The organism is Streptomyces sp. NPDC047853 (assembly GCF_043204535.1).
Classification (GTDB): domain Bacteria; phylum Actinomycetota; class Actinomycetes; order Streptomycetales; family Streptomycetaceae; genus Streptomyces.
On the sequence record NZ_JBIDCI010000011.1, the window covers coordinates 215,726 to 241,627 of the forward strand.

The window sequence follows — 25,902 nt, forward strand, 5'->3', positions numbered from 1 at the left end:
GGTTGCCCGCGCCGCTCACCGGAAACACCCTGACCAGGAAGCCGTACGCGGTCCCCCAGTGTCAGGAGCCCCGGTGAACGTTTCCCCCACGGTCTGGCTGCTGACCGTCGCGGGCCTGTGCGTCCTCGTCGCCGTCGACTTCTTCATCGGCCGCAAGCCGCACGACGTCTCGATGAAGGAGGCCGGCATCTGGACGGCCGTCTGGGTGGTCCTGGCCGCCCTGTTCGGCGTCGGGCTGCTCGTGCTCGGCGGTGGCGGGCCGGGCGGCGAGTTCTTCGCCGGGTACATCACCGAGAAGTCGCTGAGCGTCGACAACCTCTTCGTCTTCGTCCTGATCATGGCGAAGTTCGCGGTGCCCTCGCAGTACCAACAGCGCGTGCTGATGGTCGGCGTCCTCGTGGCCCTGGTCCTGCGCGCCGGCTTCATCGCGGCCGGCGCGGCGATCATCTCCACCTTCTCCTGGGTGTTCTACCTCTTCGGAGCCTTCCTGATCTGGACGGCCTGGAAGCTCATCCAGGACGCGCGCAAGGGAGGGCACGACGAGGAGTACGAGGAGAACAAGCTGCTGAAGTCGATCGAGCGCCGTTTCGGCGTCGCCGACCGCTACCACGGCACCAAGCTGTGGATCGAGGAGAACGGCCGGCGGGTGATGACCCCGATGCTGGTGGTGATGCTCGCGATCGGCATGACCGACGTCCTGTTCGCCCTGGACTCGATCCCCGCCATCTACGGCCTGACCCAGGACCCGTACATCGTGTTCACGGCCAACGCGTTCGCCCTGATGGGTCTGCGCCAGCTGTACTTCCTCATCGGCGGCCTGCTGAAGAGACTCGTGCACCTCTCGTACGGCCTGTCGGTCATCCTGGGCTTCATCGGCGTCAAGCTGGTCCTGCACGCCCTGCACGAGTCCGGGGTGCACGTCCCCGAGATCGGCATCCCCTTCTCGCTCGCCTTCATCGTGCTGGTCCTCGCGGTCACCACGGCGACGAGCCTGTGGGCCGCGAGGAAGCAGGACCAGGAGCGGGATCGGGATCAGGGGCGGGAGGAGGAGCGGTCGCCGGGACCGGGCGTCTGACGAGGGCCTACTGGATGGTCCAGCCCACGCTGCCGACGCCGGAGCTGTAGATCGCGCAGACGCCCGAGGACTCGCCGTACTGGCCGGGCGCCAGCGTCACCCACTGTCCCGACACGTCCGGCGCCCAGCCGCAGACGATCTCGGCGCGGAAGGTGACGGTGCGGTCCGTGTTGTTGCTGCAGCCGGCGATGCCGTGGTCCGGGTTGTTGTTGTGCACCCAGCCGTCGCAGTCCACGCCGGCCGCCGCGGCGGCCGGGGCGGCCTGCGCCGGTACGGCGGAACCGGCCAGTGTGAGCGCCAGGGCCGAGACGGTGGCGGCCAGCCCGGCGGCGACGACGTTCTTCCTGCGGTTCATGTGTACCCCCATGAGGTCGCGCGTTTTCGCTTGCGGGACCAGTCAAGGAGAAGACGGCTCGTGCCGGTACCTCGCACATGTCAGGGTCCGGCGCACCCGCCCCCGGGACACACCACGGGACCGCAGCTCGGCCGAGCTCCGGTCCCGTGCGGCGTCGTGCGGCGGGTCAGGCGGCGATGACCTCGTCGGCGTGGCCGTGCAGCCGGGCGACGACCTCGGTCAGCTGGGCGGCGACCTCGGCGTCGTCGGCCGGGTGCACCTCGGCGAAGCGGGTCACCGAACCGGGGATGGAGAGCTTGATGTCCTCGATCACCTTGCCGCCGGCGATGCCCACGGCCTTGCGGGTGTCGTCCTGCGCCCACACGCCGCCGTACTGGCCGAAGGCGGTGCCGACCACGGCGGCGGGCTTGCCGGCGAAGGCGCCCGCGCCGAACGGACGGGACAGCCAGTCGATGGCGTTCTTCAGGACGGCCGGGATGGTGCCGTTGTACTCCGGCGAGAAGAGCAGGAAGGCGTCGGACGCCTGGGCGGCCTCACGCAGCTTCGCGGCGGCGGCCGGGACGCTGCCCTCGACGTCGATGTCCTCGTTGTAGAAGGGGATGTCGGCGAGCCCCTCGAACAGCTGCACCTCGGCGCCCTCCGGGGCGAACCGGGCGGCCGCCTCGGCGAGCTGGCGGTTGTGCGAACCGGCGCGAAGGCTGCCGACGAGCGCAAGGATGCGGACAGACATGAGTACTCCCACTGATGACGCGGACGCTGGGGGACAGACGCCGCTGAAACACTGCCGATACGATCCGGACCGGGGTCCGTTTGATTTGTAACACCTCAACCGGACCGCGGTCCAGTTTTCTTCCCGATGCTTTACGCTGGCGACATGCCCGCCGCCCTGCCGCCCTTCCCGGAGCCCGAGAAGACCGCCGGTCCGTCCGAGCTGCTGCAGCTCGGGCCGTGGACCGAGGAGGACGAGCCCTGCCTGCGCGCCGACGCCGCCCGCAACCGGGCCCGGCTGCTGGAGGCCGCCGCCCGGCTGGTCGCCGAGCACGGCGCGGCGGGTCTGACGATGGAGGCGGTCGCCGCCGCGGCCTCCGTCGGCAAGGGCACGGTCTTCCGGCGCTTCGGCGACCGCACCGGACTGCTCACGGCGCTGCTGGACCACTCCGAGAAGAACTTCCAGGCCGCGCTGCTCAGCGGGCCCCCGCCGCTGGGGCCCGGGGCCCCGCCCGTCGAGCGGCTGCGCGCCTTCGGCCTCGCGACGCTGCGCCGCTGCGTCGACGAGCTGGAACTGCAGCTGGCCGCCGAGCCCAGCGCCGAACGCCGCTACACCTCCGCGCCGCGCCGCTTCCTGCGCGGACACGTCGCCCTGCTGCTGCGCCAGGCGGTCCCGGAGGCGGACAGCGAGCTGCTCTCGCACACGCTGATGGCGTACCTGGACCCCGCGCTGGTGCACCACCTCACCGAGCAGTGCGGGAGGCCTCCGGCGCGGCTGGAGGCGGGCTGGCTGGACCTGGTCGCGCGCGTGACGCGCACCGAACCCCCGGCCTGACCCGACCGACCCCGACCCGACCGACCCGACCCGACCGACCCGACCCGACCCGACCGACCCGACCCGAACCCGCGACCACGGCGCCCGGGTGGGGGGTTTCTGCGTCCTGCCGGGCGGATCTCGACGTCCCGCCGGGCAGTCAGTACGCCCCGACCGGGCAACCGCTGTGCCCCGACCGGGCGGATCACCCTGCCCGCTCGGGCGGATGTCCGCGCCCACCGGGGCGGATCTCCACGCCCGTCGCGGGCGGAGGCACCGCACCGCCGTGGACCACCGCGCCCGCGGCGCCCCGCCGTGCCTGCCGGGCCTTCACGCCCATCGGGCGGGGTCACCGCACCGCCGGGGTCAGCGCACCCACGGGCCCGCCACGCCCGCCGGGGTGGCTCTGCGCGCCCGCCGGGTGGGGCCACCGCACTCGTGTGTGGTCCACCGGGCCCGCCGCACAGGCCGCAAGCGCCCGCCGCACAGGCCGCCACGTCCGTCCGTGACGCCTCGCCCCGGTCGCCGCCCGGTCGCCGGGCTCTGCCAAGATGCCGTACCTCATGGTGCAGATACCGAACCCCCCCGCCGACGGGCCCCTCGCACCGGGCTCCGTCCCCACGAGCGCCGACGTGGCCCGTCTGGCCGGCGTCTCGCGCGCGACCGTCTCCTACGTCCTCAACAACGCCGACGCCGTCCGCATCAGCGAACCCACCCGCCGCCGTGTCCGCGAGGCCGCCAGGGAGCTCGGGTACGTCCCGCACGCGGCGGCCCGCTGGCTGCGCGCCGGGCGCAGCCGTACGGTCCTGATGCCCGCGCCGTCCTTCCCCGCCGGACCGCTCTTCAGCCGCTTCCTCACCGAATTACAGGAGGCCCTCGGCCGCCTGGACTACACCGTCGTCCAGTACGGCACCGCGGGCACGCACGGCGACGAGGCCGCCCGCGCCTGGGCCGAACTGCGCCCGGTCGCGGTCCTCGTACCCGGCTCGGGCCTCGGCCCGCAGGGCGTGGAGATCCTCAAGCGCTCCGGCGCCCGGGCGGTCGTCACCCTGGGCCCGGAGGCCGTCGAGGGGGCGCACGCCCTGCTCATGGACCACGAGATCGTCGGCCACCGCGCGGCCCGGCACCTGCACGACCGGGGCAGGCGCGCGATCGGCGTCGTCGTCCCCGTGGAGGACGGCCTGGAGGTCTTCTCGGCGCCGCGTCTGGAGGGTGCCCGGCGCGCCGTCCGCGGTACCGACGCCACCGTCACCGCCCTGCCGCTCGCCTACGACGAGCGGGACGCGGCACGGCTGGCCGCCCGCTGGGGATCGCTCGGTCTGGACGCCGTGTTCGCGTACAACGACGAGTACGCGATGCTGCTGATGCGCGCCCTGCAGGACGCGGGCGTCGACGTGCCCGCGGGCACCGCCGTGATCGGCTCCGACGACCTGATGCTGGGACGGCTGCTGAGGCCCCGACTGAGCACCGTCCACCTGGAACTGCCCTCCGGCCGCGACCTGGCCGCACTGGTCGACCGTGCGGTGCACGACCCGGGCGCCGCGCCCGAGCGGCACGAGGTGCTGGGCGCGGCGGTCGTGCACCGCGAGTCGACCTGACCTCGGGTGGGTCCGCGGGGTCCGGCTACCGGCCGTCCTGCCCGGCCTGGCCCTCGGCCTGCGCCTGCTGCTCGGCGACCGCCTTGCGGACCTCGTCCATGTCCAGCTTCCGGGCCTGACCGATGACGTCGGTGAGCGCCTCCTCGGGCAGCGCGCCGGGCTGCGCGAACACGGCCACCTGGTCCCGGACGATCATCAGCGTGGGGATCGACTGGATACCGAAGGCCTGGGCCAGCTCGGGCTGCGCCTCGGTGTCCACCTTGCCGAACACCAGGTCGGGGTTGGCCTCGGCCGCCTTCTCGTAGACCGGGGCGAACTGACGGCACGGACCGCACCACGACGCCCAGAAGTCGATCAGGACGAACTCGTTGTCCGTGACCGTCTGGTCGAAGTTCTCCTTGGTGAGCTCCACGGTGCTGCTCATGGTGTGACCCTCTTCCTGGGTTCGGGGCAAAGCCGTCGGCACAACACTGCCGACCTGGTGCGTATTCCGCGCACGTACCCATGTGGCCACGTGGCACACCACCCACCAGACTGGCCCCATGACGCAATCGGATTCCATCGCGTACGACGTCGTCGTGGTCGGCGCGGGCCCCGTGGGGGAGAACGTGGCCGACCGCACCCGTGCGGCCGGACTGGCGACCGCGATCGTGGAGAGCGAGCTGGTCGGCGGCGAATGCTCCTACTGGGCGTGCATGCCCAGCAAGGCCCTGCTGCGCCCCGTCCTCGCCCGCGCGGACGCCCGCCGCCTGCCCGGTCTGAGCCGGTCGGTGCGAGAACCCCTCGACGCCGCCGCGGTGCTCGCCCGCCGCGACGAGTTCACCTCCCACTGGAAGGACGACGGTCAGGTCCGATGGGTGGAGGGCATCGGGGCCGACCTGTACCGCGGCCTGGGCCGGCTGGCGGGGCCGCGCACGGTGGAGGTGACCGCGCCCGACGGGACCCGGCGCGTTCTGACCGCCCGCCACGCGGTCGCCGTCTGCACCGGCAGCGCCGCCGCCCTGCCCGCCCTGCCCGGACTGGCCGACGTGCGCCCCTGGACCAGCCGTGAGGCCACCAGCGCCCAGGCGGCGCCCGGCAGGCTGATCGTGGTCGGCGGCGGGGTCGTCGCCGTGGAGATGGCCACCGCCTGGCAGGCCCTGGGCTCCCGGGTCACGCTCCTGGTGCGCGGCACCGAGGGCCTGCTCGGCCGGATGGAACCGTTCGCCGGGGAACTGGTCGCCGAGGCGCTCACCGAGGCCGGCGTCGACATCCGCACGGGCACCTCCGTCGCGTCCGTCACCCGGGAGGATGGCACCGTCGTCGCGGTCACCGACGCCGGTGACCGTCTCGAGGCCGACGAGATCCTGTTCGCGACCGGCCGCGTGCCCCGCACCGCCGACATCGGCCTGGAGACCGTCGGACTGGAACCCGGCTCGTGGCTCCCCGTCGACGAGAGCCTGCGCGTCGAGGGGCACGACTGGCTCTACGCCGTCGGCGACGTCAACCACCGTGCCCTCCTCACCCACCAGGGCAAGTACCAGGCGCGCATCGCGGGCGCCGCCATCGCCGCCCGCGCCTCCGGCAGTGCGGACGTGGACTCCGGCCCCTGGGGCGCGCACGCCGCGACCGCCGACCACGACGCCGTGCCCCAGGTGGTGTTCACCGACCCCGAGGCGGCATCCGCCGGCCTCACCCTGGCCGAGGCCGAGCGGGCCGGCCACCGCGTCCGCGCCGTCGACGTCGACATCGCGGTGGCGGGTTCGAGCCTGTACGGCGACGGCTACAAGGGCCGCGCCCGCATGGTCGTCGACCTGGAGGAGGAGATCGTCCGCGGGGTCACCTTCGTCGGCCCCGGCGTGGGCGAACTGATCCACTCCGCGACCGTCGCCGTCGCCGGGCGGGTGCCGGTCAGCCGCCTGTGGCACGCGGTCCCGGCGTACCCGACCATCAGCGAGGTGTGGCTGAGGCTGCTCGAGGCGTACCGGGACAACTGACCGGACCGGTCCGGGCGGACGGGCGTTCCGGGAGGAACGCCCGTCCCCGGAACGTCCGTCCCCCTGCCGCCACGCGCCGGCTCCCCCCCGCCTCGTCAGGGCAGCTCGAACCCCAGCGCCGCCGCCGCCCGGTGCGGCGTCGGCTGCGCCCACCGCTCGGCCATCGCGCCGTTCGACGCCAACGACCGCAGTTCGGCCCGGTCCAGGTACAGCACGCCGTCGAGATGGTCCGTCTCGTGCTGCACGATCCGGGCCGGCCAGCCCTCGAACACCTCGTCCACCGCGCGCCCGTGCTCGTCGCGCGCCACCAACCGCACCTCGGCGTGGCGCGCCACCACCGCCTGCCAGCCCGGCACGCTCAGACAGCCCTCGAAGAACGCGGCCCGGCCCGGCCCGACGGGCTCGTACGACGGATCGACCAGCACCCGGAACGGCTGCGGCACCCGGCCGCGGGCCACCCGCACCTCGTCCGGGACCGGCGCCGGGTCCTCGATCACCGCGATCCTGAGCCCCACCCCCACCTGCGGCGCGGCGAGGCCCACCCCCGGCGCCGCGCGCATGGTGAGGCGCAGCGCCTCCACGAAGCGTGCCAGCAGCGCGGGTTCCAGCTGACCGTCGAAGGGCTCGGCGGGGCGGCGCAGCACCGGATCGCCGGCCGCGACGATCGGCAACGGTCCGTCACCGGCGAGCAGTTCCTCGACCCGCTCGGCAAGGGGCGCGCGGTCACTCGGAGTTCCCATGGCCCTCAGGATGCCACGGCCCGCGCACCCACCCGGTCCACGAACGTGACCCACGCCACTTCCGCGGCGGGGAACCGGACCCGCTCCCGCTCCGACCACTGGTACCACCCCGTCCCCACGACGTCCCCGGAGCGCACACCGATGACCGCCACCACCTCCCCGCCCGCCACGGACGAGGCACCGGGCCGGGCGACGCCGCCCACCCCCGGCACCTGGGCCCCGCTGCGCCCGCTCGTCCTGCGCCTGCACTTCTACGCCGGGCTGTTCGTGGCCCCCTTCCTGCTGGTCGCGGCGGCCACCGGATTCCTCTACGCCGCCTCGTTCCAGGCGGAGAAGCTGCTCTACGCACACGAACTGACCGTCCCCGACGCCGGTGAGCGCAAGCTGCCCCTCTCCGAGCAGGTCGCCGCCGCCCGGCAGGCCCACCCCGACGGCACGGTGTCGGCCGTACGCCCCTCACCGGACGCGGACGCCACCACCAGGGTGCTGCTCTCCGGGGTCGAGGGCGTCGACCCGAACCACACGCTCGCGGTCTTCGTCGACCCGTACACCGCCAAGGTGCGCGGCGCCCTCGAGCAGTACGGATCGAGCGGCGCGCTGCCGCTGCGCACCTGGATCGACGAGTTCCACCGGGACCTTCACCTCGGGGAACCCGGCCGCCTGTACAGCGAGTTCGCCGCGAGCTGGCTCTGGGTGATCGCGGGTGGCGGCCTGGTGCTGTGGTTCTCCCGCCGACGGGCCCGGCGCAAGCTGCGCGGCACCGCCGGCCGGCGCCGCACCCTGGGCCTGCACGGCACGGTCGGCGCCTGGGCCGCGGCCGGGTTCGTCTTCCTGTCGGCGACCGGCCTGACCTGGTCGACGTACGCCGGGGCGAACATCGAGGACCTGCGCGTCTCGCTCGGGCAGACCACTCCGTCCGTGTCGGCGTCGGCCGCCGGTGGCGGCGAGCACGCGGGCCACGGCGCGGCGGCGGGGGCCGGCGGTGACGCCGCGCACGGGGTGGGGCTGGACAGGGTCCTGGCCGCCGCGCGGGCCGAAGGCCTCGGGGACCCCGTGGAGGTGGTCCCGCCCGCCGACGCCTCCTCGGCCTACGTCGTCAAGCAGGTGCAGCGCAGCTGGCCCGAGAAGCAGGACTCGGTCGCCGTCGACCCGGTGACGGGCGAGGTGACGGACGTGCTGCGCTTCGCCGACTACCCGGTCCTGGCCAAGCTCAGCCGCTGGGGCATCGACCTGCACACGGGCAGCCTGGTCGGCCTGGCCAACCAGGTCGGGCTGATGGCGCTGGCCGCCTGTCTGATCCTGCTCATCGTCCTCGGCTACCGCATGTGGTGGCAGCGCGGGCGGGGCTCCGTCTTCGGCCGTCCGGTCCCGCGCGGCGCCTGGCAGCAGGTGCCGGCGGCGGTCCTCGTCCCGCTGCTGGCGGTCGTCGCCGTCCTCGGCTACTTCGTACCGCTGCTGGGCATCCCGCTGGCCGTGTTCGTCGCCGTCGACGTGGTGCTCGGCGAGATCGCCCACCGGCGCGGGCGGCGGACGTACGCGGGCGCCACGACGGCGAAACGGTGAGAAGGGCGGCGCGCCGCACCCGATGGGACGAGCGGGCCCGGCGAGCCTCCGGAGCCCGCCACCCCGCCACCCCCCCCGCTCAGCGGTCGGCGAAGTCGCCCGCCAGGGCGGCGGCGATCCGCAGCTGCGCGTCGGCCTCCTCCTGCCGCCCCTGCCGCTCGAGGGTGCGTCCCAGCATCAGCCGGGCGTACTGCTCGACGGGGTCGCGCTCGACGACGCGACGCAGCTCCGCCTCCGCACGCCGGAGCTGGGCCGAGTGGTAGTAGGAACGCGCCAGCAGCAGCCGCGGCCCGGACTGCTCGGGCACCTCCTCGACCAGCCCGCTGAGGACGCGCGCCGCGGCGGCGTAGTCCTTGGCGTCGAAGAACATCCGCGCGCGCTCCCAGCGCTCCGTCGGCGTTCCGTGGTCGTAGTACGTCGTGTCCACTGGTGACCTCCTTCGGTGTGCGGTAACCACGCCAGGTCGTTCAACATTCCACCATCGGTTCGAGGGCTCCGCCGACCGTGGGGACGGCCGTGGGACCGTCTGACGCGGACGGTCGTCCGGGGCTAGGTTGGGCGCCATGAGCAATCTCGATCGCGAGGCGGTTCCCTCCCTGTGCGGCGGCCGCGGCTTCGTGGTGGCGGAACCCGTGCGGGAACTCCTCAGCCCCCGGCAGGTGCGGCTCGGCGAGTCCACCGAGGTCCGCCGACTGCTGCCCAACCTGGGCCGGCGCATGGTCGGCGCCTGGTGCTTCGTCGACCACTACGGCCCCGACGACATCGCCGACGAGCCCGGCATGCAGGTGCCCCCGCACCCGCACATGGGCCTGCAGACGGTCAGCTGGCTGCACGAGGGCGAGGTGCTGCACCGCGACTCGACCGGCAGCCTGCAGACCATCCGCCCGCGCCAGCTGGGCCTGATGACCTCGGGCCGCGCGATCAGCCACTCCGAGGAGAGCCCCCGTTCGCACGCCCGCCACCTGCACGGCGCGCAACTGTGGGTTGCCCTCCCGGACGCCCACCGCCACACCGACCCGCACTTCGAGTTCCACGCCGAACTGCCCCGGGTCACGGCGCCCGGCCTCACCGCCACCCTGCTCCTCGGCAGCCTCGACGGCACCACCTCCCCGGGGACGACCTACACCCCGCTCGTCGGCGCCGACCTGACCCTCGCCGCCGGCACGGACGCCCGCCTCCCCCTGGAACGGGACTTCGAGTACGCCGTCCTCTCCATGACCGGCGAGGCCCACGTCGACGGCGTGCCGCTGGTACCGGGATCGATGCTCTACCTCGGCTGCGGCCGCGACGAACTCCCTCTGCGCGCCGACTCGGACGCGGCCCTGATGCTCCTGGGCGGCGAGCCGTTCGAGGAGGAGCTGATCATGTTCTGGAACTGGATCGGGCGGTCGCAGGAGGAGATCGTACAAGCCCGTCGGGACTGGATGGAAGGCTCCCGTTTCGGGGAGGTGAAGGGGTACGACGGTGCGCCACTGCCCGCACCGGAACTGCCGCCGGTGCCGCTGAAGCCGCGGGGAAGGGTGCGCTGACCTGCGGAAACACGTCCGCATTGGTGGCTGCGAGACGGAAGACGGTCAGGTCGATCCCGCTGTCTTCCGTCTGCCTGCCGGACTGCGTCCAGACGGCCGCCTGGCTCAGGCCGGTGCGGTCAGCTACGCGGGGTGGGGATCCGAGCCGCCGGGGGAGGGGAGAGCGGTGATCTCGTCGACCGTGCGGGTGCCGTCGCACAGGTCGAGGCCGGCCCGGCCCGAGCCGTGCAGGACGACGACGCGCTCGGGCAGCAGTAGGACGTCCGCGTCCCGCGTCCGGTCGTGGCGCAGCACCGCGGCCGCGGGAACACGGGGCCGCCATCGCGGCTCGCCACTCATCACGGTTCCTCCTGCCCGCTTGCCGCCCCCTGCACGCTGTCGAGCAGGGCCCACAGCACGTCGCACTTGAAGGACAGGGCCGCCGGCGCCTGGCGCTGCTGGTCGCCGGTCACCGCCCACTGCTTCACCCAGGACAGGGTTTCGCTGCCGTCACGGCGTCCCTGGGGTACGCGGTGGCGGAAGAAACCGCGGTGGCCGCCGTCGCGCTGGACGAGTTCGAAGAAGACCCGGCCGAGACCCCGTCGTCCAGGAGCGTTGCCGGGCCGCGTTCGAAACCGTCTGGCGCGGCATGCCGGCCCCACCGGCTTCAAGCCCGTGACAAGCACACCCATGCATGTTTTGGCTGTTCAGGTGGACGGTGGCGGAGTCTTGACGCCCTCGGCTGCGGCGGCGACCGCCGGGTCGGGCGGAACGGGTGCCGCGGGCCTCATCCCCGGACTCGGGAGCGGTGTCGGCGCCTCCGCGCGAGGATGAACGTGGCCAAGAGGAGCAGGGCGGCGGCGACGACGATCGCGAGCGGTGCGAGGACGGTCAGGGCGGTCAGGATTCGACCGGCTGATGTCGCCTTGTCGCCCAGGTCTCGCACGCTCTCGGGAGTGACCTCGAGTGTCAGGGCCGACACCGGCAGCAAAGGCGTTGGAGCCCCGGCGACGGAGGTGGTCGCCACCGTTCTCCGGCTCACCGTCTGGTCCACGGCGATGCCGGTCTGCTGGTCGACGTAGGCGACCAGGGTTGACTGGCCCAGGTAAGTGAGCGGAACGGGGTCCGGCAGCGCGGCCAGCACCGTGGGTGTGAGGCGGGCCCGTGTCCTGGAGTCGAGAGCGGGCACCAGGCTCGCGACGAGCTTCTTCGGCAGAGCGGTCGGTAGCGGCTTGAGCACCGCCGGGTCCTTGACGGGCGCTGAGACCTTGATCTCGTAGACATTGACGGCACGGCCCTCCCGTCGGGCGGTTCCGGTGTAGCGAACCGGCACGATCGAACGGGTCGTCGCGTCGTAGTACGTGTAGGAGTCGTCCTGTTCGGCATCCGGCGGAAAGGCCGAACTCAGTGCGCCCCGTGAGTTCTCCGCCGATGTCGAGGCCGGTGGCGACGCGCCCTTCCTGCTTGTTCGGTCAATGGCGTACGTCTTCGAGCTGGGTAGGGACTGCTCACCGGCATGGACCGTCATCGTGTCCTCGAGCACGGCCGTGTCACCGTGTGTGGAGGTGACCCGCACCCGCCGGTCGGCGGTGACGGGGATGCCGGGCCGGAGCGCATGTGCGGTGTCTCCGGACCGGAGGGCCTTGCCGTCCAGCATGGTGGTCTCGCCCGCGTAGTGCACCGTCTGGTCGGTGTCGTCGGGCAGTTTCGTCGCGTTCGGGGCCACTACGAGACGTACGACTGCCGCGGCGGCGACCAGGATCACGGCCATGGTGATGAGTACGATCGACGGACGACGTGCGGACACGGCGTCCTCCCTCCACTTGTCTGGTCACATGTTCTCGGCGCCGGCTCTGATCGCTTCACGGATGCGGGGGTAGGTGCCGCACCGGCAGATGTTGCGGATACCGTCCAGGTCGGCCTCGGTGATGGTGCGGCCTTCTTCCTTGACACGGCGGACCAGGGCTACGGCGGCCATGATCTGGCCGGGCTGGCAGTAGCCGCACTGGGCCACGTCCTGGTCGAGCCATGCCTCTTGCATCGGGTGCAGGTCCGCTCCCACGGTGGCCGGCAGCCCTTCGATGGTGGTGACCTCGTCGGACGGCCTCAGGTCCCGCACCGGGATGGCGCAGGGGTTCGCCGCCCTGCCGTTGAGGTGGCTCGTGCAGGCCTTGCAGACGTTGATGCCGCAGCCGTATTTCGGTCCGGTGACGCCGAGGAGGTCGCGAAGGACCCACAGCAGCCGCTCGTCGTCCGGGGCATCGACGGTCACCTGCTCACCGTTGAGGCGGAATGTGTGCGTGGGCATGAGAACTCCCAGATGTTTCGCAGCGCTTCAGCGGACGTGGTCCAGGCCATCGGTGGGGGACGCGGGGATGGGCGGGACGGTCGGTTTCGGTTCGAAGGAGAGGGTGCCGTGGTTGATCGGGAAGACCGTGGGCATCGTGCCGGTGGCACGGCCGTACGCGCACGCGACCGCGGCCATCGACGCAGCGACGCCGAGTTCCCCCGCGCCGCCGGGCTTGCCGGTGCTGGGCGGCAGGACGATGACCCGCAGTTCGGGCGGTGTGTTCCACTGCCGGGTGTAGAAGTAGTTGTCCCAGCTCGCTTCGAGGAAGTGCCCGTCGCGCAGGTGCAGGCTGGAGGTCAGGGTCAGGGCGATGCCGTCCATCAGGCAGCCCATCATCTGAGCTTCCAGGCCACGCGGATTGACGGCTAGGCCGACGTCCACGGCGATGACGGCCTTGGTGACGCGTGGGCCGGCGACACCGTCCCGGACGGGGCGGTCGACGGTCTCCGGTCGGCAGTCGAGTTCCACCAGGACGGCGCTGGCGGAGTGGTATTCGGAGTGGAAGGCGATGCCCTGCGCCGTACCCGCCGGCATGCTCCGGCCCCAGTTCCCGGCTTCGGCGGCCTTGTCCAGCACGGCTCGGCCGCGGTCGTCCCGAAGGAAGTCGTGCCGAAACCGGTAGGGGTCCTTGCCCATCTTCCCGGCGAGCCGATCGACCAGGAGTTCCCGGGCGCACGTGACGTCGGGGGAGTACACGTTGCGCATGCTGCCGGTGTTGAAGCCCTTGTCGGTTTCGCTCAGGAGCCGGCTGTTGGCACCGAAGTCGTAGGGCATCGACTGGGAGAGCTGGAAGAAGGTCTCCGCGAAGCCGATGTCACCCACCGGCAGTTGCGCGGCCAGGGCGGTGAAGATCTCCCCGAGGCCGTGGCCGAGGTCGGTGGACACACTGGTGTGCCGCTGTCTGTACCCGAGGACGGTGTTGCCCAGGTAGGAGATGCGCACGCGCGACGTGGCCATGGGATGGGTACGACCCTGGCGGGAGTCGTCGGCGCGGTGCCACATGAGCTTCACCGGCTTGCGGATCCGTCGGGAGACTTCGACGGCCTCCAGCGCCGCGTCGAAGAAGAGCTTGCGGCCGAAGGAGCCCCCTCCCTCCGTGACATGCACGGTCACCGCCCCGAGCGGCAGGCCGAGCTTGGTGGCGATCGCCTGCTTCGCGACGATCGGAGCCTTGAGGCTCGACCAGATCTCGGCACGGTCGGGGCGCACGTCGGCTATCGCGCAGTTGGGTTCCAGCGCGCTGTTGCTGCGGAAGTGGAACGTGAAGCGTTCCTCCACGTTCGGCGTCACCGACGGCAGCCCCATGGGCAGTTCGGCGGCGCGCAACTCCGCGAGCACGGACTCGTCGGACTTTCCCTCGGCGCTACCGGGTTGCCACGAGACCCGCAGGGCGCGCACCGCGTCGATGCACCGGCCGAAGGTGGCGGCGCGCACCGCCACCCCGGTCGGAATCACGACCACGTCGGTGACACCGGGCATGGAACGGACCTCGGACAGGTTGGACACCGATCCGACCTTGCCGTTGATGGTCGGCGGGCGGCACACCATGGTCGGCAGGGCGTCCGGAACCTTCAGATCCAGCGTGAACGTCTTGCGTCCGGTGATCGCCGCGTGGGCGTCCACGCGGTTGTGCGGCTTGCCGATGACGGTGAACATGTCGCGGGGCTTGAGGCTGACCGACACCTCCTCGGTCCGCGCGCGCGCCGCCTTTGGGGACAGGTCCCCCATGTCGGCCTTCCGGCCTCCGGGACCGGTGACGAGTCCCGCCTCCCAGCTCAGTTCGGTGACGGCGGTTCCCCATTCGGTGGCCGCGGCCTGAAGCAGCCGGTTGCGGGCGACGGCGGCGGCCACCCGGATCGGGGTGTAGGTGGAGAACGTCGTATTGGATCCGCCGGTGAGCTGGTTGAAGAGCAACTCCGGGCGCGCCTCGGCGAGAGTGATGTGCACTCGGGAGAGGGGGATGCCGAGTTCCTCGGCGATCAGCATGGCCGTCGACGTGGTGATGCCCTGCCCCACCTCGGTCCGCGGCAACGCGAAGGACACGGTGCCGTCCGTGTTCACCTCGACCGTGATCAGGCCGGACGTCGGCAGGGCCGCCGCTGTCATCACGTCGTTGAGGTCGATCAGTTCCGTGATCTCCGGCGAGGGTATGTCCGCACGAGCCTCGGACGCGGGGACGAGCTGGGCCGCCGTCATCAAGGTAGGAGCGGCCAGGACGTACCCGAGGAAGCGGCGTCTGGCGAAGGGCTGCGCGCTCGGGTTCTGCCGGGACGGGTGATCGGTGTCCGTCACCGGCGGTCTCCTGCCCTTGTGGCCGGTGCCGGCGGCTGCGCGTGGGGCGCCCGAGCCGAGCACGAACGTGTCGTCTCGCTGTCGTGAGGTGTCGTCATTGTCTCAACTCGTTCTCGACGTCGGTGTGGTAGCGGGACGTGGGGTGCACTGATGGGGGTACGCCGGTGACGTCGTACCCCCACGTCGTCGATGGCGTACGTGGCTCAGGAGGGACGGTTGGCGTCCGGGATCTCGAGGTGGATGCCCTGTCCTTCGCTGAGGAAGAGCAGGACGAACTTACGGAGGGCCTCTTCCACGGTCCAGGCGGCCTGGGGGATCAGCGGCAGCGGAATGAGCCCTTCCCGGAAGGCCACCAGGAGCGGCCAGGCGGTGCTGATCAGCGGCTTCCAGAACGGCTCCCTGTCCAGCCCGATCAGGTCACCGGTCCGGTCACCCAGGGTGTACCGGGCGAAGCCGTTGATGAGGGGCCTGGTGAGGCCGGCGTCGAGTTCCGCGACGATGTCGAGGAGGACGTCGGTCAGCTCGGTGCCCTCGGGGGTGGACGCCAGGATGGGGTCGAGGACCTGCTTGGACTGTGCGTTGGCCGCGTCCCAGGTGGCGGGGATGTACTCGTCCCGGACGCCGAGCATGTGGGCGGTGACCTGCCACACGTGCAGGTAGCCGTCCGACTCGGTGGTGGTGATCGGGACCTTCCACTCCTTTAGCTTGCGCATGACAAACGTGGCCAGGCTGTGCCAGGTGACCATGATGTCGGCCTGGCTGATGGGTATCGTCTGGCCGCCGCTGGTGCGAGTCCAGCCCGGTGACTGGGGCAGCAGGTGCCGTACGGCGGCGTGCACCATCCGGGTCTTCACGGCGGTCACGACCATCCCGCCCCGCGGCTGGTAGGCGTCCAGGTCCCCGACGTCGTAGCCGAGCTGTGCCGTCTTGGCGATGCGGTCCTTCATGTCCGCGCCGCCCTTGGAGTAGTAGACGGCGCGCGCCTCTCTCGGGATGGCGGTGCTCAACAGGCCGCTGCCCAGACCGTACAGAGCCCCGGTGTAGATGCCCTTCTTCGTGGTGAACCTGGCCGCGGCCGCGAGCTTGTCCCGGTCCGCCCAGGCGGGCAGTTGGCGGGCCTTCTCCATGAAGTCGCGCAGGTCGGTGGGGAGTCCGGCCGGCAAGGGCTGGTCGTTGCGGGTCCACTTGCGGAGCGCTTCGTTGGCTTTGGCCACGTCGCCGCGCTCGATCACGGCGGCGAGGACGGGATCCGCCTCCTCGTCCCAGACCCAGTCGGGGTCGACGCCCGCTCCCTTGCCCGCCACCGAGCCGCTCGGCGCCCACGTCCACAGGGATCGTGCCTGGGCCGGTGACGCGGCCCCCAGAGCTCCGAGCGCTCCGAGCGCTCCTCCCATGATCAGCATCTTGCGCCTGCTCAGGTCGTCCATGCTGAGAACCCTTTCTTGAGTTCCGCCGAGGCCGCCGTGGCCATCCGCGCGGGTGCCGACTTCGGTCAGGTGGGACGGTTGGTTTCGGGGATGTCGATGTGGGTTCCGCGTCCCTTGGTGAGGTAGAAGAGGATGTACTTCCGGGCCGCCTCGTCGATCGTCCAGGCCAGAGGCGGTACGAGGGGCAGAGGGATCAGCTTCTCCCGGGCGGCGACCAGCTTCGGCCAGGCGGTCGCGATGGCCTTCTCCCAGAACGGCTCACGCGGGATGCCGTCCCAGTCGGCGACCTGGTCGCCGACCAGGTACCGGGCGAGGGCGTTGACGAGCGGGCGGTCGATCCCCCCGGGGCTGGTCTGCTCGGCGAGCTGGCGCAGCAGGATGTCGGTCAGTTCGACGCCCTCGCGCGTGGGGGCGAGGATGGGGTCGAGGACCTGCTTGGACTGTGCGTTGGCCGCGTCCCAGGTGGCGGGGATGTACTCGTCCCGGATGCCGAGCAGGTGGGCGGTGACCTGCCAGACGTGCAGGTAGGCGGCCGAATCGGCGGCCGGGATGGGTACCTTCCACTCGCGCATCTTCTGCATGGCGTAGGTGGGCAGACTGTGCCAGGTGACCAGCATGTCCTGCTGGCTGATGGGAATCGTCTGGCCGCCGCTGGTCCGGGTCCAGGCCGGTGACTGGGGCAGCAGGTGCCGTACGGCCGCGTGCACCAGGCGGGTCTTGACGGCCTGCACGATGACGTCGCCGTCGGGCCGGAACGCGTTGAGGTCCCCGACCGCGAAACCCAGCAGGCTGGTCTTGGCGACCCTGTCCTCCATGTCGGCGCCGCCCTTGGAGTAGTAGACGGAGCGCGCCTCACGAGGGATGGCGGTGCTCAGCATGCCGCCGCCGACTCCGTTCAGCAGGTTGAGGTACAGGCCCCTCGACTTGTTGAACTCGGCCGCCCGCTCCAGCTTGTCCCGGTCCGCCCAGGCGGGCAGTTGGCGGGCCTTCTCCATGAAGTCGCGCAGGTCCGCGGGGAGTCCGGCCGGCAGCGCCTGGTCGTTGCGGGTCCAAGAGCGCAGCGCTGCGTTGGTCTTGGCCACATCGCCGCGCTCGATCACGGCGGCGACCAACTGGTCGACCTCCTCGTCCCAGACCCATTCGGGGTCGAGACCGGCTCCCTTGCCCGCCACCGAGCCGCTCGGTGCCCACGTCCACAGGGACCGTGCGTGGGTGGGCGAGGCCAGGCTCAGCGCCCCGAAGGCTCCCAGTGCCCCGCTCGCGAACAACATCCTGCGCCTGCTGAGTCCGTCCATCGCTGCGAACTCCTCCTTGAGTTCTGTGGCATCGCTGCAGGGGTTGGTACGATGAAACGCATAGTGCTTCGTTGTTTCAACAGGGGAGCACATGCGTGACGTGAACGCCAGAGGCTTCACAGAATCCGGGAGGCAGTCGTGGAACCCGTCCTGTTGGCACTCATGAGGTCGTCGTCCGGTGCTCCGTCCGTGCTGGAGAGCGTGTTCGCCGAGGCCGTCGAGGGTGCCGGGCGGGATGACGAGGTCTCGGAGCGTCTGCTCGACGCCGCCTACGAGCAGTTCTGCCGCATGGGCATCAAGCGCTCGACCATGGCGGACGTGGCGCGGCTGGCCGGCGTCTCCCGGATCACGGTCTACCGCCGGTTCGCTACCAAGGACCAACTGGTCGAGCAGGTTGTACGGCGTGAGTTCCGGCGGTACTTCGACCGCTTCATCCTGGACATCCAGGACGCCGACACCGTCGCTGACCGGGTCGTCGTGGGGTTCGTGAGTTCGCTCAGGGCCATCCGCCGCAACCGTCTCATCGGCGGTCTCATGGCCGCCGAGCCGGACGCCGTGGTCCCGTCCATGACCAGTGACGGAGGACGCACCCTGGCCGTGGTGCAGCAGTTCGTGGCATCGCGACTGCTTCGGGAACAGCGCGCGGGGAACATCGCCGGTCATGTGCAGGTGGACCTGGTGGCCGAGATGATGGTGCGCATGTCCGCGTCGTTCCTCGTCATTCCCAGCCATGTGATCGATCTCGACGACGATGAGCAGCTGCGTGCGGTGGCCCGGCAGTTCCTCGTGCCGATGCTCGGACCACCGCACTCACCTCACTCGTAGCTTTCGCCGCGCTCGGCCTTGGCCACGAGGGATTGCGGCGGCTCGAACCGCTCGCCGTACCGCTCGGCCAGCTCCCTGGAGCGGGCGGCGAAACCGTGGAGCCCGCCGACGTAGCCGTTGATGTACTGCAGTACACCGCCGGTCCAGGCCGGGAAACCGATGCCCAGGATGGAGCCGACGTTGGCGTCGGGCACCGACCGCAGTACGCCTTCGTCGAGACACCGGACCGTGTCCAGTGCCTCGGCGAAGAGCATCCGTTCCTTCATGTCCTCGAACGGGATCTCACGGCCCGGCACGGCGAAGTGCTCGTACAGGCCCCGCCACAGCCGCGTACGCCGGCCGTCGACGTACTCGTAGAACCCGGCGCCCGAGGAACGTCCGCCCCGCCCGAACTCGTCGATCATGCGGTCCATGACCGGCTCCGAGCCGTGCGGACGCCAGTCGCCGCCCTCGGCCAGGACCGCGGCCCTGGTCTCCTCGCGGATCTTCCGGGGCAGGGTCAGCGTCAGTTCGTCCAGCAGCTGCAGCGGAGGCGCGGGGTAGCCGGCCTGCGAGCCGGCCTGCTCCACCGAGGCGGGAGGCAGTCCCTCGCCGATCATGGCCACCGCCTCGTCGATGAACTTGGATATCACGCGACTCGTGAAGAAGCCCCGGCTGTCGTTGACCACGATCGGCGTCTTGCCGATCTGCCGCGCCATGTCGACCGCCTTCGCCACGGTGTGCTCGCTGGTCCTCTCCCCGGTGATGATCTCCAGCAGGGGCATCTTGTCCACGGGGGAGAAGAAGTGCAGACCGATGAAGTCCTCGGGGCGCTTGACCGCCTCCGCCAGCCCGGTGATCGGGAGCGTGGAGGTGTTGGACCCCAGCACGGCGTCCGGCGCGACGACGTCCTCGATGTCGCGGAAGACCTGCTGCTTGAGGTCCGGATCCTCGAAGACCGCCTCGATCACCAGATCGCAGCCGCCGAGATCTGCCGGGTCGGCGGTCGGCATGATCCGTGCGAGCACCTCGTCGGCCTTGGTCTGGGAGAGCCGTCCGCGTGCCACGGCCTTGGCCAGGACCTGTCGGGAGTAGTCCTTGCCCTTCGTCGCCGCATCGTAGGTGACGTCCTTGAGTACCACCGGCACGCCGCTGCGCGCGCAGGAGTACGCGATGCCGGCTCCCATCATGCCGGCGCCCAGTACGCCCACCCTGTGGACGATGTGGGGCGGGTAGCCGTCGGGACGGCTTCCACCGGAGCCGATGTGCTGCATGTCGTAGAAGAACGCCTGCATCATGTTGGTCGAGACCTGACCCGTCATCAGTTCCACGAGGTAGCCGGTCTCGATCTTCTGCCCGGTCTCCAGGTCGACCTGTGCGCTCTCGACGGCCGCGGCGAGGATGTTGCGCGGCGCCGGCACGTTCGCGCCCTTGAGCTGCTTGCGCAGGTGCGCCGAGAGGGTCGGCAGCATCGCCGCCACCTTCGGATGGGAAGGGGATCCGCCCGGCATGCGGAAACCTGGGGCGTCCCACGGCTGAGTGGCCTCAGGATGGGTCAGGACCCATTGCCTGGCCCTGGCGAGCAGTTCCTCCGGCGTCTGGGCGAGTTCATGGACCAGCCCCTTGGCGAGCGCCTCCTGGGGCTTGTACTGCTGCCCCGTGAGCAGGATGTCGGTCAGCGCGTCCTGGAGCCCCAGAAGACGGACGGTCCGGCTGACTCCACCGGCGCCGGGCAGCAGGCCCAGAGTCACCTCCGGCAGGCCGAAGCGGCTGCTCGGCGTGGACAGGGCGATGCGCCGGTGGCAGGCGAGCGCGATCTCGAGCCCGCCGCCGAGAGCCGTGCCGTTCATGGCCGCGGCCACCGGCCTGCCGAGGGTCTCCAACCGGCGCAGCTGTGACTTCAGGACCGTGCACAGCTCACTGAGTTCCGCGGCGTTGTCCGGCTGTGCCCTGCTCATGAAGCCGATGTCTCCGCCGGCGAAGAAGCTCTTCTTGGCGGAGGTGAGGACGACCCCGGTGATGTTGTCCCGCTCCGCCTCGAGGCGGGTGACGGTGGCCTCCATCGAATCCACGTAGGTCCGGTTCATCGTGTTGACCGGCTGATCGGCATCGTCCATGGTCAGCAGGACGACGCCGTCAGGCCCCTGTTCCCAGTGGATCATGTTCTTCGCCAGCATCGGTACGGCGCTCCTTTCGAGGGGATGTACGTGCCCGGCACGCGGGGCGGCAGGGAGGTGGTCACAGTCGTTCGATCACGGTGGCGATGCCCATGCCGCCACCCACGCAGAGGCTGACCACGGCCCGTCGCGCGGAGCGGCGCTCGAGTTCGTCCAAAGCGGTGCCCACCAGCATCGCCCCGGTGGCGCCGAGCGGGTGTCCCATGGCGATGGCGCCACCGTTGACGTTGACCTTCTCCCACGGCAGACCGAGGTCCTTGACGTAGCGCAGGACCACCGACGCGAACGCTTCGTTGATCTCGAACAGGTCGATGTCGTCCACCGTCAGACCGGCGAGGTCCAGCGCCTTGCGGGTGGCCGGAGCCGGCCCGGTGAGCATGATCGTCGGGTCGGCTCCGCTGACCGCGGCCGCCACGACGCGCGCCCTGGGCACCAGGCCGCACTCCGCACCCGCCTGCTCCGTACCGACCAGGACGAGCGCCGAACCGTCCACGATCCCCGAGGCGTTGCCCGGGGTGTGTACGTGCTCGATACGCTCCAGCCAGTGGTACTTCTGCAGCGCCACCGCGTCGAAGCCCGCCATGGTGCCGAGGTCCGCGAACGAGGGCTTCAGCTCGCCGAGCGCCTCCGCCGTCGTCTCCGGACGCATGTGCTCGTCCTGGGCGAGCACGATGACGCCGTTGCGGTCCCTGACCGGCACCACGGACTTGGCGAAGTAGCCGCCGGACCAGGCGTGAGCGGCACGCTGCTGCGACCGGACCGCGTACGCGTCGACGTCGTCGCGCGAGAAGCCCTCGATGGTCGCGATCAGGTCGGCGCCGATGCCCTGCGGCACGAAGTACGTGTCGAAGGCGGTCTCGGGATCCGCGGCCATCGGACCGCCGTCGCTGCCCATCGGCACGCGCGACATGGATTCCACGCCGCCGGCGATCACCAGGCGCTCCCAGCCGGAACGGACCTTCTGCGCGGCCGTGTTCACCGCCTCCAGCCCCGACGCGCAGAACCGGTTGAGCTGGACGCCGGCCACGTGGTCCGGCAGTCCCGCCGCCAGCGCCGCCGTCTTGGCGATGTTCATGCCCTGGTCACCGACCGGGGAGACCACGCCGAGCACGACGTCGTCCAGACGGTCCGGGTCCAGACCGGGATGACGGCGGCGGATCTCGTCGATCAGGCCCGTCACCAGTGAGACCGGCTTGACATGGTGCAGCGAACCCCGTTTGCCCCGACCGCGCGGGGTGCGGATCGCATCGTAGATGAATGCTTCAGTCACTGTCCTGGCACTTCCTCTCGTCGGCAGGCGACGTGCTGCCGATCCGGGCACTCCGGGTGCAGGTGCTGGATCCGGTGGGGACAAGTAAGAGCGTTTGTTGGCTGTCCGTCAATAGTGTTGAGACACCGTCACATCACGTGATGCTGGCCAAAGTGTGAGAGGGGATACGAGTTCGGCGATAGTGCTGAGTGCTCGGGTCTACGCCTCTATTGACTCATCGCCAAGAGCGGTTCACTGTGGGGTCCGCTCAGCAATCCGCTCACGTCTCGCGAGGGAGGGGACCCGTCATGGCCACAGCAGAGCAGTTGCACGAGTCTGTCGAAGGGCTGACGATCACCGCACTACTGCGACGCAACGCCCAGCAGTACGCTGAGCGTCCGGCGCTGACCACCGGTATCGGCCCGGACGCCGGGACCCTGACCTGGTCGCAGCTGCGCGCCGAGGTCGCCGCGGTCACCCGTGGCCTGGTGGCCCTGGGACTGAACCGGGGCGATCGCATGCTCATCGCCATGTCCAAGCGGGCGGAGCACTGGATCGCCGACCTGGCCGCGGTCCATGTCGGTGCCCTGCCCTGCAGCACGTACGACACGCTGAGCACCGAGCAGATCGGCGCCCTGGCCCGGCACAGCGCGGCTGCCGTCCTCGTCCTGGAAGGCAAGGGACAGATGCGGCGGTGGCGTCCGGTCCTGGACGACCTGCCGAAGCTGCGCGCCGTCGTCGTGCTCGACTGGGACGCCGCTCCTGCCGACGACCCGCGTTTCGTCAGCTACACGGCCGTACGCGGCGCGGTGCCTCCCGACGACGCCGGGTTCGAGGAACTCACGGACGCCGTCACCACCGACCATCCGCTGGCCCTTGCCTACACCTCGGGTACGACCGGTGACCCCAAGGGCGTGGTGCTCTCCCATCGCAACGTGATCCACGAGTGCCTGATGCAGGAGCAGCTCGTCCAGGTGCCGGACCACCCGCGCTCGGTCGCGTACCTTCCCCTGGCCCACATCGCCGAGCGGGTCCTGGGCATCTACATGCCCATCTGCAACGCGGGCCACGTCACGATCTGCCCGGAGCCCGACCAACTCCTGCCCACGCTCCTCACGGTGCGTCCGCACGGTTTCTTCGGCGTGCCCCGGGTGTGGGAGAAGCTCGCCGCCGGCCTGCGGGCGAAGCTCGCGGCACTGCCTGAGGAACAGTCCGCGGCCATGGAGCAGGCCCGGAAGACCGCCCTGGAGGCGTACCTGCTCCGCTCCGACGGCAAGGACGTCCCGGCAAAGCTCGCCGAGGTGTTGGAGCAACTCGATACCCGGGTGATGCGGCCGGTCCGGGCCGCGATCGGACTCGACGAATGCCACAGGGCCTTCAGCGGCGCGGCACCGATTCCGACCCGCGTACTGGAGTTCCTGGCGAGCGTGTCCCTGCCGGTGTACGAGGTGTGGGGACTGAGCGAGACCACCGGCGCGGCAACGGTCAGCACCCCCGGGGCCTTCGCACTCGGCTCGGTCGGGAGGCCGGGACCGGGCATCGAGGTCAAGGCAGCCGATGACGGCGAACTCCTCGTCAGGGGACCGGTCGTGTTCGCCGGCTACCTGCAAAGCGATGGTGGCATCGAGCCTGCGACCGACGCGGAGGGCTGGCTGCCCACCGGAGACGTGGGAGCGGTCGATTCACGTGGCTTCGTCACCATCACCGACCGCAAGAAGGAAATCATCATCACTGACGGCGGGAAGAACATCGCCCCCACCAAGATCGAGTCCCTCCTGCGAGCGCACCCTCTGATCGCCCATGCCGTCGTCATCGGGGACCGGCGGCGCTACGTCACCGCCCTGCTGGTACTGGACGAGGAGACGGCCCCGCTGTGGGCACGGGCGAACGGTGTCGCCGACGCGTCCGATGTGGACGCGCTGGCCCGTCACCCGAAGGTCCACGCGGCGCTCGACCAGGCCGTGGCCGAGGCCAACGCGGTGCTGTCGCGCACGGAGCAGGTGAAGAAGCACCGTGTCCTCGCGGGCCCCTGGACCGCGGAGACCGGCGAGCTGACACCCAAGCTGAGCCTTCGCCGCCGCGCCATAGAAGAAGCGCACGCCGCCACGATCGAGTCGATGTACACATAGGTCCGGCACACCGCGACCACGGAAGGAACCACCACATGGGCGTTCAGCGCCAGGCCCCGCGCCGCAGGATGGAGCCGGACGCCCGGCGAGCCGAGATCCTCGGCGTCGCCCGCAGGCTGTTCGGGGCCAAGAGCTACAGCACGGTGTCCATCGCGGACATCGCCTCCGAGGCAGGAGTGGCCCGTGCCCTGGTCAGCCACTACTTCGGCGGGAAGCGGCAGCTGTACCTGGAGGTGGTCCGGCAGATGATGGTCGTGCCGGCGTCCGTCTCGCAGCGGCTGCCGCCGACCACCGCGGAAGAGCGCGTTTCGATCTGCGTCGACCGATGGCTCGAGGTCGTGGAACGCAACCGGGAGATGTGGCTGTCCGCGATCGGCCTGGAAGCGCTCGGCAGCGACCCGGAGATCGACCAGATCATGCTCGAAGCCGACGAGATCGCGACCGACCGTGTCCTCGAGGCCGCCATGATGGCCGACGTCACCGAGGGCCGGGAGAAGCTCCGGGCGATGATCCGCGCCCACAGCAGCATGCTCAAGGCCGCCTCCCGCGAATGGCTGGTGCGCGGCACCCTCAGCCGCAGCGACCTGCACGTGATGCTCACACGCACCGTTCTCCACCTGGTCGACACGGTCTACCCCGCCCTGCGCGACACGTGACTCCACCCTTCAGCGCCCCTGCCAAGGAGAGAAGTCCATGCCCCGAGTCCTGTCAGATGAACGCCGCGACCTGGTCAAGGCGATCGCCGACTTCTGCCGCCGCGAGTGCGGAACAAAGGAACAGCGCGACAAGCTGACCGCAAACGGTCAGGAGCAGCACAACCAGAAGCTGTACGAGAAGATGGCGCACTTGGGCTGGCTCGGCATAGCGATCCCCGAGGAGTACGGAGGCGCGGGCCAGGGAATGACCGATCTCTGCCTGTTCCTCCAAGAGACCTCGTACGGGCTGGCCCCCATCAGCGGTTTCGGCACCACCGTCATCGCGGCCTCCGCCTACGAGAAGTTCGGCACCGAGGAGCAGAAGCGCACCGTACTCGAAGGCGTGGCCGCCGGCCGGGTCGAGGCCATCTCGATGTCGGAACCCGGTGCCGGCTCCGACGTGGGCGCCCTGACCTGCCGTGCGGAACGCACCACCGGCGGATACCTGGTCAACGGCCAGAAGACCTGGTGCTCCAACGCTCATTTCGCCGACCACATCCTGCTGATCGCCCGCACGGAGCGAGGGGAGTCGAAACACCACGGAATCACTCAGCTCATGGTGCCGGCCGACGCCGACGGCCTCCAGGTCAGAGGCATCGACACCATGGGCGGCAAGGACGTCAACGACCTCTACTTCACCGACTGCTTCCTGCCCGACTCCGCGGTGGTCGGCGAGCCCGGACAGGGCTGGACGCAGCTCATGGCCGGGTTGAACCTGGAACGGATGATTCTCGCCGCCCTGATGCTGGGCGTCGCACGACGGGCCTTCGACGACACCCTCACCTATGTCCGCCAGCGCGAACAGTTCGGCCGTCCCATCGGCTCCTTCCAAGCGCTCAAGCACCGGATCGCCGACATGGCCACCGAACTCGAATGCGCCCAGTTGCTCCTCGACGACGTCGCCCGCGCGATCGACGCCGAACCCGGCCGGGTGTTCGCGCGCGAAGCGTCCATGGCGAAGCTCAAGTGCACCGAGCTCGCCAAACACGTGACCCTGGAAGGCATGCAGATGATGGGCGGTTACGGATACGCCACGGAGTACGGCATGGAAGCCCTGCTCCGTTCGACCGTCGTGTCCACGGTGTACGGCGGCACGAGCGAGATCCAGCGGGACATCATCGGCAAGACCTACGGACTGTAGGAGCCG

General features: G+C 70.6%; 24 protein-coding genes. 10 read left to right on the forward strand and 14 right to left on the reverse strand.

The features are described from left to right. The first annotated feature begins 73 nt into the window (after positions 1-73). Positions 74-1,075, forward strand: coding sequence for a TerC family protein (locus ACGF5T_RS21935; protein ID WP_366766941.1), 1,002 nt, complete (start codon positions 74-76; stop codon positions 1,073-1,075). Positions 1,076-1,082: 7 nt separating this feature from the next. On the opposite strand, the gene ACGF5T_RS21940 is transcribed toward ACGF5T_RS21935, so the two are convergent. Together ACGF5T_RS21940 and ACGF5T_RS21945 are read right to left on the reverse strand one after the other, a co-directional pair. Then, positions 1,083-1,430, reverse strand: a complete 348-nt coding sequence (locus ACGF5T_RS21940; protein ID WP_361015791.1) for a hypothetical protein — start codon at positions 1,428-1,430, stop codon at positions 1,083-1,085. Positions 1,431-1,596: 166 nt separating this feature from the next. Continuing rightward, complete coding sequence (locus ACGF5T_RS21945) at positions 1,597-2,160, reverse strand: NAD(P)H-dependent oxidoreductase (protein ID WP_356605253.1); 564 nt, start codon at positions 2,158-2,160, stop codon at positions 1,597-1,599. Positions 2,161-2,304: 144 nt separating this feature from the next. On the opposite strand from ACGF5T_RS21945, the gene ACGF5T_RS21950 reads away from it, so the two are divergent. Further along, positions 2,305-2,973: a helix-turn-helix domain-containing protein gene (locus ACGF5T_RS21950; RefSeq protein WP_356605251.1), complete on the forward strand. Its 669-nt coding sequence runs from the start codon at positions 2,305-2,307 to the stop codon at positions 2,971-2,973. Between the two features lie 542 nt (positions 2,974-3,515). Beyond that, a complete protein-coding gene (locus tag ACGF5T_RS21955; RefSeq protein ID WP_356605249.1) occupies positions 3,516-4,550 on the forward strand; it encodes a LacI family DNA-binding transcriptional regulator in 1,035 nt (344 codons plus the stop codon). 25 nt (positions 4,551-4,575) lie between these two features. On the opposite strand, the gene trxA is transcribed toward ACGF5T_RS21955, so the two are convergent. Beyond that, entirely contained in the window at positions 4,576-4,974 is a 399-nt protein-coding gene (gene trxA / locus ACGF5T_RS21960; protein ID WP_356605247.1) for a thioredoxin, read from the reverse strand. 118 nt (positions 4,975-5,092) lie between these two features. On the opposite strand from trxA, the gene ACGF5T_RS21965 reads away from it, so the two are divergent. Then, complete coding sequence (locus ACGF5T_RS21965) at positions 5,093-6,526, forward strand: NAD(P)/FAD-dependent oxidoreductase (RefSeq protein ID WP_361015787.1); 1,434 nt, start codon at positions 5,093-5,095, stop codon at positions 6,524-6,526. A gap of 95 nt (positions 6,527-6,621) precedes the next feature. Here ACGF5T_RS21965 and ACGF5T_RS21970 read toward each other — a convergent pair whose 3' ends face one another. Further along, positions 6,622-7,266, reverse strand: coding sequence for a peptide deformylase (locus ACGF5T_RS21970; protein ID WP_356605243.1), 645 nt, complete (start codon positions 7,264-7,266; stop codon positions 6,622-6,624). A 141-nt stretch (positions 7,267-7,407) separates the two neighbouring features. On the opposite strand from ACGF5T_RS21970, the gene ACGF5T_RS21975 reads away from it, so the two are divergent. After that, positions 7,408-8,829: a PepSY domain-containing protein gene (locus tag ACGF5T_RS21975; RefSeq protein ID WP_366766939.1), complete on the forward strand. Its 1,422-nt coding sequence runs from the start codon at positions 7,408-7,410 to the stop codon at positions 8,827-8,829. A 79-nt stretch (positions 8,830-8,908) separates the two neighbouring features. On the opposite strand, the gene ACGF5T_RS21980 is transcribed toward ACGF5T_RS21975, so the two are convergent. Further along, a complete protein-coding gene (locus ACGF5T_RS21980; protein ID WP_356605239.1) occupies positions 8,909-9,256 on the reverse strand; it encodes a tetratricopeptide repeat protein in 348 nt (115 codons plus the stop codon). A gap of 136 nt (positions 9,257-9,392) precedes the next feature. Between ACGF5T_RS21980 and ACGF5T_RS21985 the strand changes: the two genes are divergently transcribed. Beyond that, the gene (locus ACGF5T_RS21985) at positions 9,393-10,358 is read left to right on the forward strand and encodes a pirin family protein (RefSeq protein ID WP_356605237.1); all 966 of its coding nucleotides are present in this window, start codon (positions 9,393-9,395) and stop codon (positions 10,356-10,358) included. 123 nt (positions 10,359-10,481) lie between these two features. On the opposite strand, the gene ACGF5T_RS21990 is transcribed toward ACGF5T_RS21985, so the two are convergent. From ACGF5T_RS21990 to ACGF5T_RS22020, 7 genes are all read right to left on the reverse strand, one after another. Continuing rightward, positions 10,482-10,697, reverse strand: coding sequence for a hypothetical protein (locus tag ACGF5T_RS21990; protein WP_356605235.1), 216 nt, complete (start codon positions 10,695-10,697; stop codon positions 10,482-10,484). Then, positions 10,697-10,825 carry a hypothetical protein gene (locus tag ACGF5T_RS21995; protein ID WP_356605233.1) on the reverse strand — a complete coding sequence of 43 codons (129 nt, stop codon included), beginning with the start codon at positions 10,823-10,825 and terminating at the stop codon, positions 10,697-10,699. Before ACGF5T_RS21995 ends, ACGF5T_RS21990 begins: the two co-directional genes overlap by 1 nt. 299 nt (positions 10,826-11,124) lie before the next feature. Beyond that, positions 11,125-12,144 carry a porin PorA family protein gene (locus tag ACGF5T_RS22000; protein WP_356605231.1) on the reverse strand — a complete coding sequence of 340 codons (1,020 nt, stop codon included), beginning with the start codon at positions 12,142-12,144 and terminating at the stop codon, positions 11,125-11,127. 24 nt (positions 12,145-12,168) lie between these two features. After that, a complete protein-coding gene (locus tag ACGF5T_RS22005) occupies positions 12,169-12,645 on the reverse strand; it encodes a (2Fe-2S)-binding protein (RefSeq protein ID WP_356605229.1) in 477 nt (158 codons plus the stop codon). Positions 12,646-12,672: 27 nt separating this feature from the next. Continuing rightward, positions 12,673-14,883 carry a molybdopterin cofactor-binding domain-containing protein gene (locus tag ACGF5T_RS22010; protein WP_366766994.1) on the reverse strand — a complete coding sequence of 737 codons (2,211 nt, stop codon included), beginning with the start codon at positions 14,881-14,883 and terminating at the stop codon, positions 12,673-12,675. Positions 14,884-15,182: 299 nt separating this feature from the next. Continuing rightward, positions 15,183-16,406, reverse strand: a complete 1,224-nt coding sequence (locus ACGF5T_RS22015; RefSeq protein ID WP_366766937.1) for an oxygenase MpaB family protein — start codon at positions 16,404-16,406, stop codon at positions 15,183-15,185. Positions 16,407-16,471: 65 nt separating this feature from the next. Continuing rightward, on the reverse strand, positions 16,472-17,701 hold the full coding sequence (locus tag ACGF5T_RS22020) for an oxygenase MpaB family protein (RefSeq protein WP_356605225.1): 1,230 nt from the start codon (positions 17,699-17,701) through the stop codon (positions 16,472-16,474). A gap of 138 nt (positions 17,702-17,839) precedes the next feature. On the opposite strand from ACGF5T_RS22020, the gene ACGF5T_RS22025 reads away from it, so the two are divergent. Continuing rightward, on the forward strand, positions 17,840-18,526 hold the full coding sequence (locus ACGF5T_RS22025; protein WP_356605223.1) for a TetR/AcrR family transcriptional regulator: 687 nt from the start codon (positions 17,840-17,842) through the stop codon (positions 18,524-18,526). Here the strand turns inward: ACGF5T_RS22025 and ACGF5T_RS22030 are convergent. Together ACGF5T_RS22030 and ACGF5T_RS22035 are read right to left on the reverse strand one after the other, a co-directional pair. Then, entirely contained in the window at positions 18,517-20,682 is a 2,166-nt protein-coding gene (locus ACGF5T_RS22030; protein ID WP_366766936.1) for a 3-hydroxyacyl-CoA dehydrogenase NAD-binding domain-containing protein, read from the reverse strand. The two genes, ACGF5T_RS22025 and ACGF5T_RS22030, sit on opposite strands and share 10 nt — an antisense overlap. A gap of 61 nt (positions 20,683-20,743) precedes the next feature. After that, positions 20,744-21,952: an acetyl-CoA C-acetyltransferase gene (locus tag ACGF5T_RS22035; RefSeq protein WP_366766935.1), complete on the reverse strand. Its 1,209-nt coding sequence runs from the start codon at positions 21,950-21,952 to the stop codon at positions 20,744-20,746. Between the two features lie 287 nt (positions 21,953-22,239). On the opposite strand from ACGF5T_RS22035, the gene ACGF5T_RS22040 reads away from it, so the two are divergent. From ACGF5T_RS22040 to ACGF5T_RS22050, 3 genes are read left to right on the forward strand one after another with little or no spacing between them, the layout of a single operon-like run. Further along, positions 22,240-24,060, forward strand: a complete 1,821-nt coding sequence (locus tag ACGF5T_RS22040; RefSeq protein ID WP_366766934.1) for an AMP-dependent synthetase/ligase — start codon at positions 22,240-22,242, stop codon at positions 24,058-24,060. Positions 24,061-24,095: 35 nt separating this feature from the next. Then, complete coding sequence (locus ACGF5T_RS22045) at positions 24,096-24,716, forward strand: helix-turn-helix domain-containing protein (RefSeq protein ID WP_356605215.1); 621 nt, start codon at positions 24,096-24,098, stop codon at positions 24,714-24,716. Between the two features lie 37 nt (positions 24,717-24,753). Next, entirely contained in the window at positions 24,754-25,896 is a 1,143-nt protein-coding gene (locus ACGF5T_RS22050; RefSeq protein ID WP_366766933.1) for an acyl-CoA dehydrogenase family protein, read from the forward strand. Positions 25,897-25,902 lie beyond the last annotated feature (6 nt).

Coding starts and splice junctions, on each gene's coding strand:
- ACGF5T_RS22005 (WP_356605229.1), bottom strand. CDS start 12,645: ATGCCCACGCACACATTCCGCCTCAACGGTGAGCAGGTGACCGTCGAT.
- ACGF5T_RS22040 (WP_366766934.1), top strand. CDS start 22,240: ATGGCCACAGCAGAGCAGTTGCACGAGTCTGTCGAAGGGCTGACGATC.
- ACGF5T_RS21965 (WP_361015787.1), top strand. CDS start 5,093: ATGACGCAATCGGATTCCATCGCGTACGACGTCGTCGTGGTCGGCGCG.
- trxA (WP_356605247.1), bottom strand. CDS start 4,974: ATGAGCAGCACCGTGGAGCTCACCAAGGAGAACTTCGACCAGACGGTC.
- ACGF5T_RS21990 (WP_356605235.1), bottom strand. CDS start 10,697: ATGAGTGGCGAGCCGCGATGGCGGCCCCGTGTTCCCGCGGCCGCGGTG.
- ACGF5T_RS22045 (WP_356605215.1), top strand. CDS start 24,096: ATGGGCGTTCAGCGCCAGGCCCCGCGCCGCAGGATGGAGCCGGACGCC.
- ACGF5T_RS21985 (WP_356605237.1), top strand. CDS start 9,393: ATGAGCAATCTCGATCGCGAGGCGGTTCCCTCCCTGTGCGGCGGCCGC.
- ACGF5T_RS21950 (WP_356605251.1), top strand. CDS start 2,305: ATGCCCGCCGCCCTGCCGCCCTTCCCGGAGCCCGAGAAGACCGCCGGT.
- ACGF5T_RS22010 (WP_366766994.1), bottom strand. CDS start 14,883: ATGACGGCGGCCCAGCTCGTCCCCGCGTCCGAGGCTCGTGCGGACATA.
- ACGF5T_RS22030 (WP_366766936.1), bottom strand. CDS start 20,682: ATGCTGGCGAAGAACATGATCCACTGGGAACAGGGGCCTGACGGCGTC.
- ACGF5T_RS21955 (WP_356605249.1), top strand. CDS start 3,516: ATGGTGCAGATACCGAACCCCCCCGCCGACGGGCCCCTCGCACCGGGC.
- ACGF5T_RS21970 (WP_356605243.1), bottom strand. CDS start 7,266: ATGGGAACTCCGAGTGACCGCGCGCCCCTTGCCGAGCGGGTCGAGGAA.
- ACGF5T_RS21940 (WP_361015791.1), bottom strand. CDS start 1,430: ATGAACCGCAGGAAGAACGTCGTCGCCGCCGGGCTGGCCGCCACCGTC.
- ACGF5T_RS22050 (WP_366766933.1), top strand. CDS start 24,754: ATGCCCCGAGTCCTGTCAGATGAACGCCGCGACCTGGTCAAGGCGATC.
- ACGF5T_RS21945 (WP_356605253.1), bottom strand. CDS start 2,160: ATGTCTGTCCGCATCCTTGCGCTCGTCGGCAGCCTTCGCGCCGGTTCG.
- ACGF5T_RS22020 (WP_356605225.1), bottom strand. CDS start 17,701: ATGGACGGACTCAGCAGGCGCAGGATGTTGTTCGCGAGCGGGGCACTG.
- ACGF5T_RS21975 (WP_366766939.1), top strand. CDS start 7,408: ATGACCGCCACCACCTCCCCGCCCGCCACGGACGAGGCACCGGGCCGG.
- ACGF5T_RS22015 (WP_366766937.1), bottom strand. CDS start 16,406: ATGGACGACCTGAGCAGGCGCAAGATGCTGATCATGGGAGGAGCGCTC.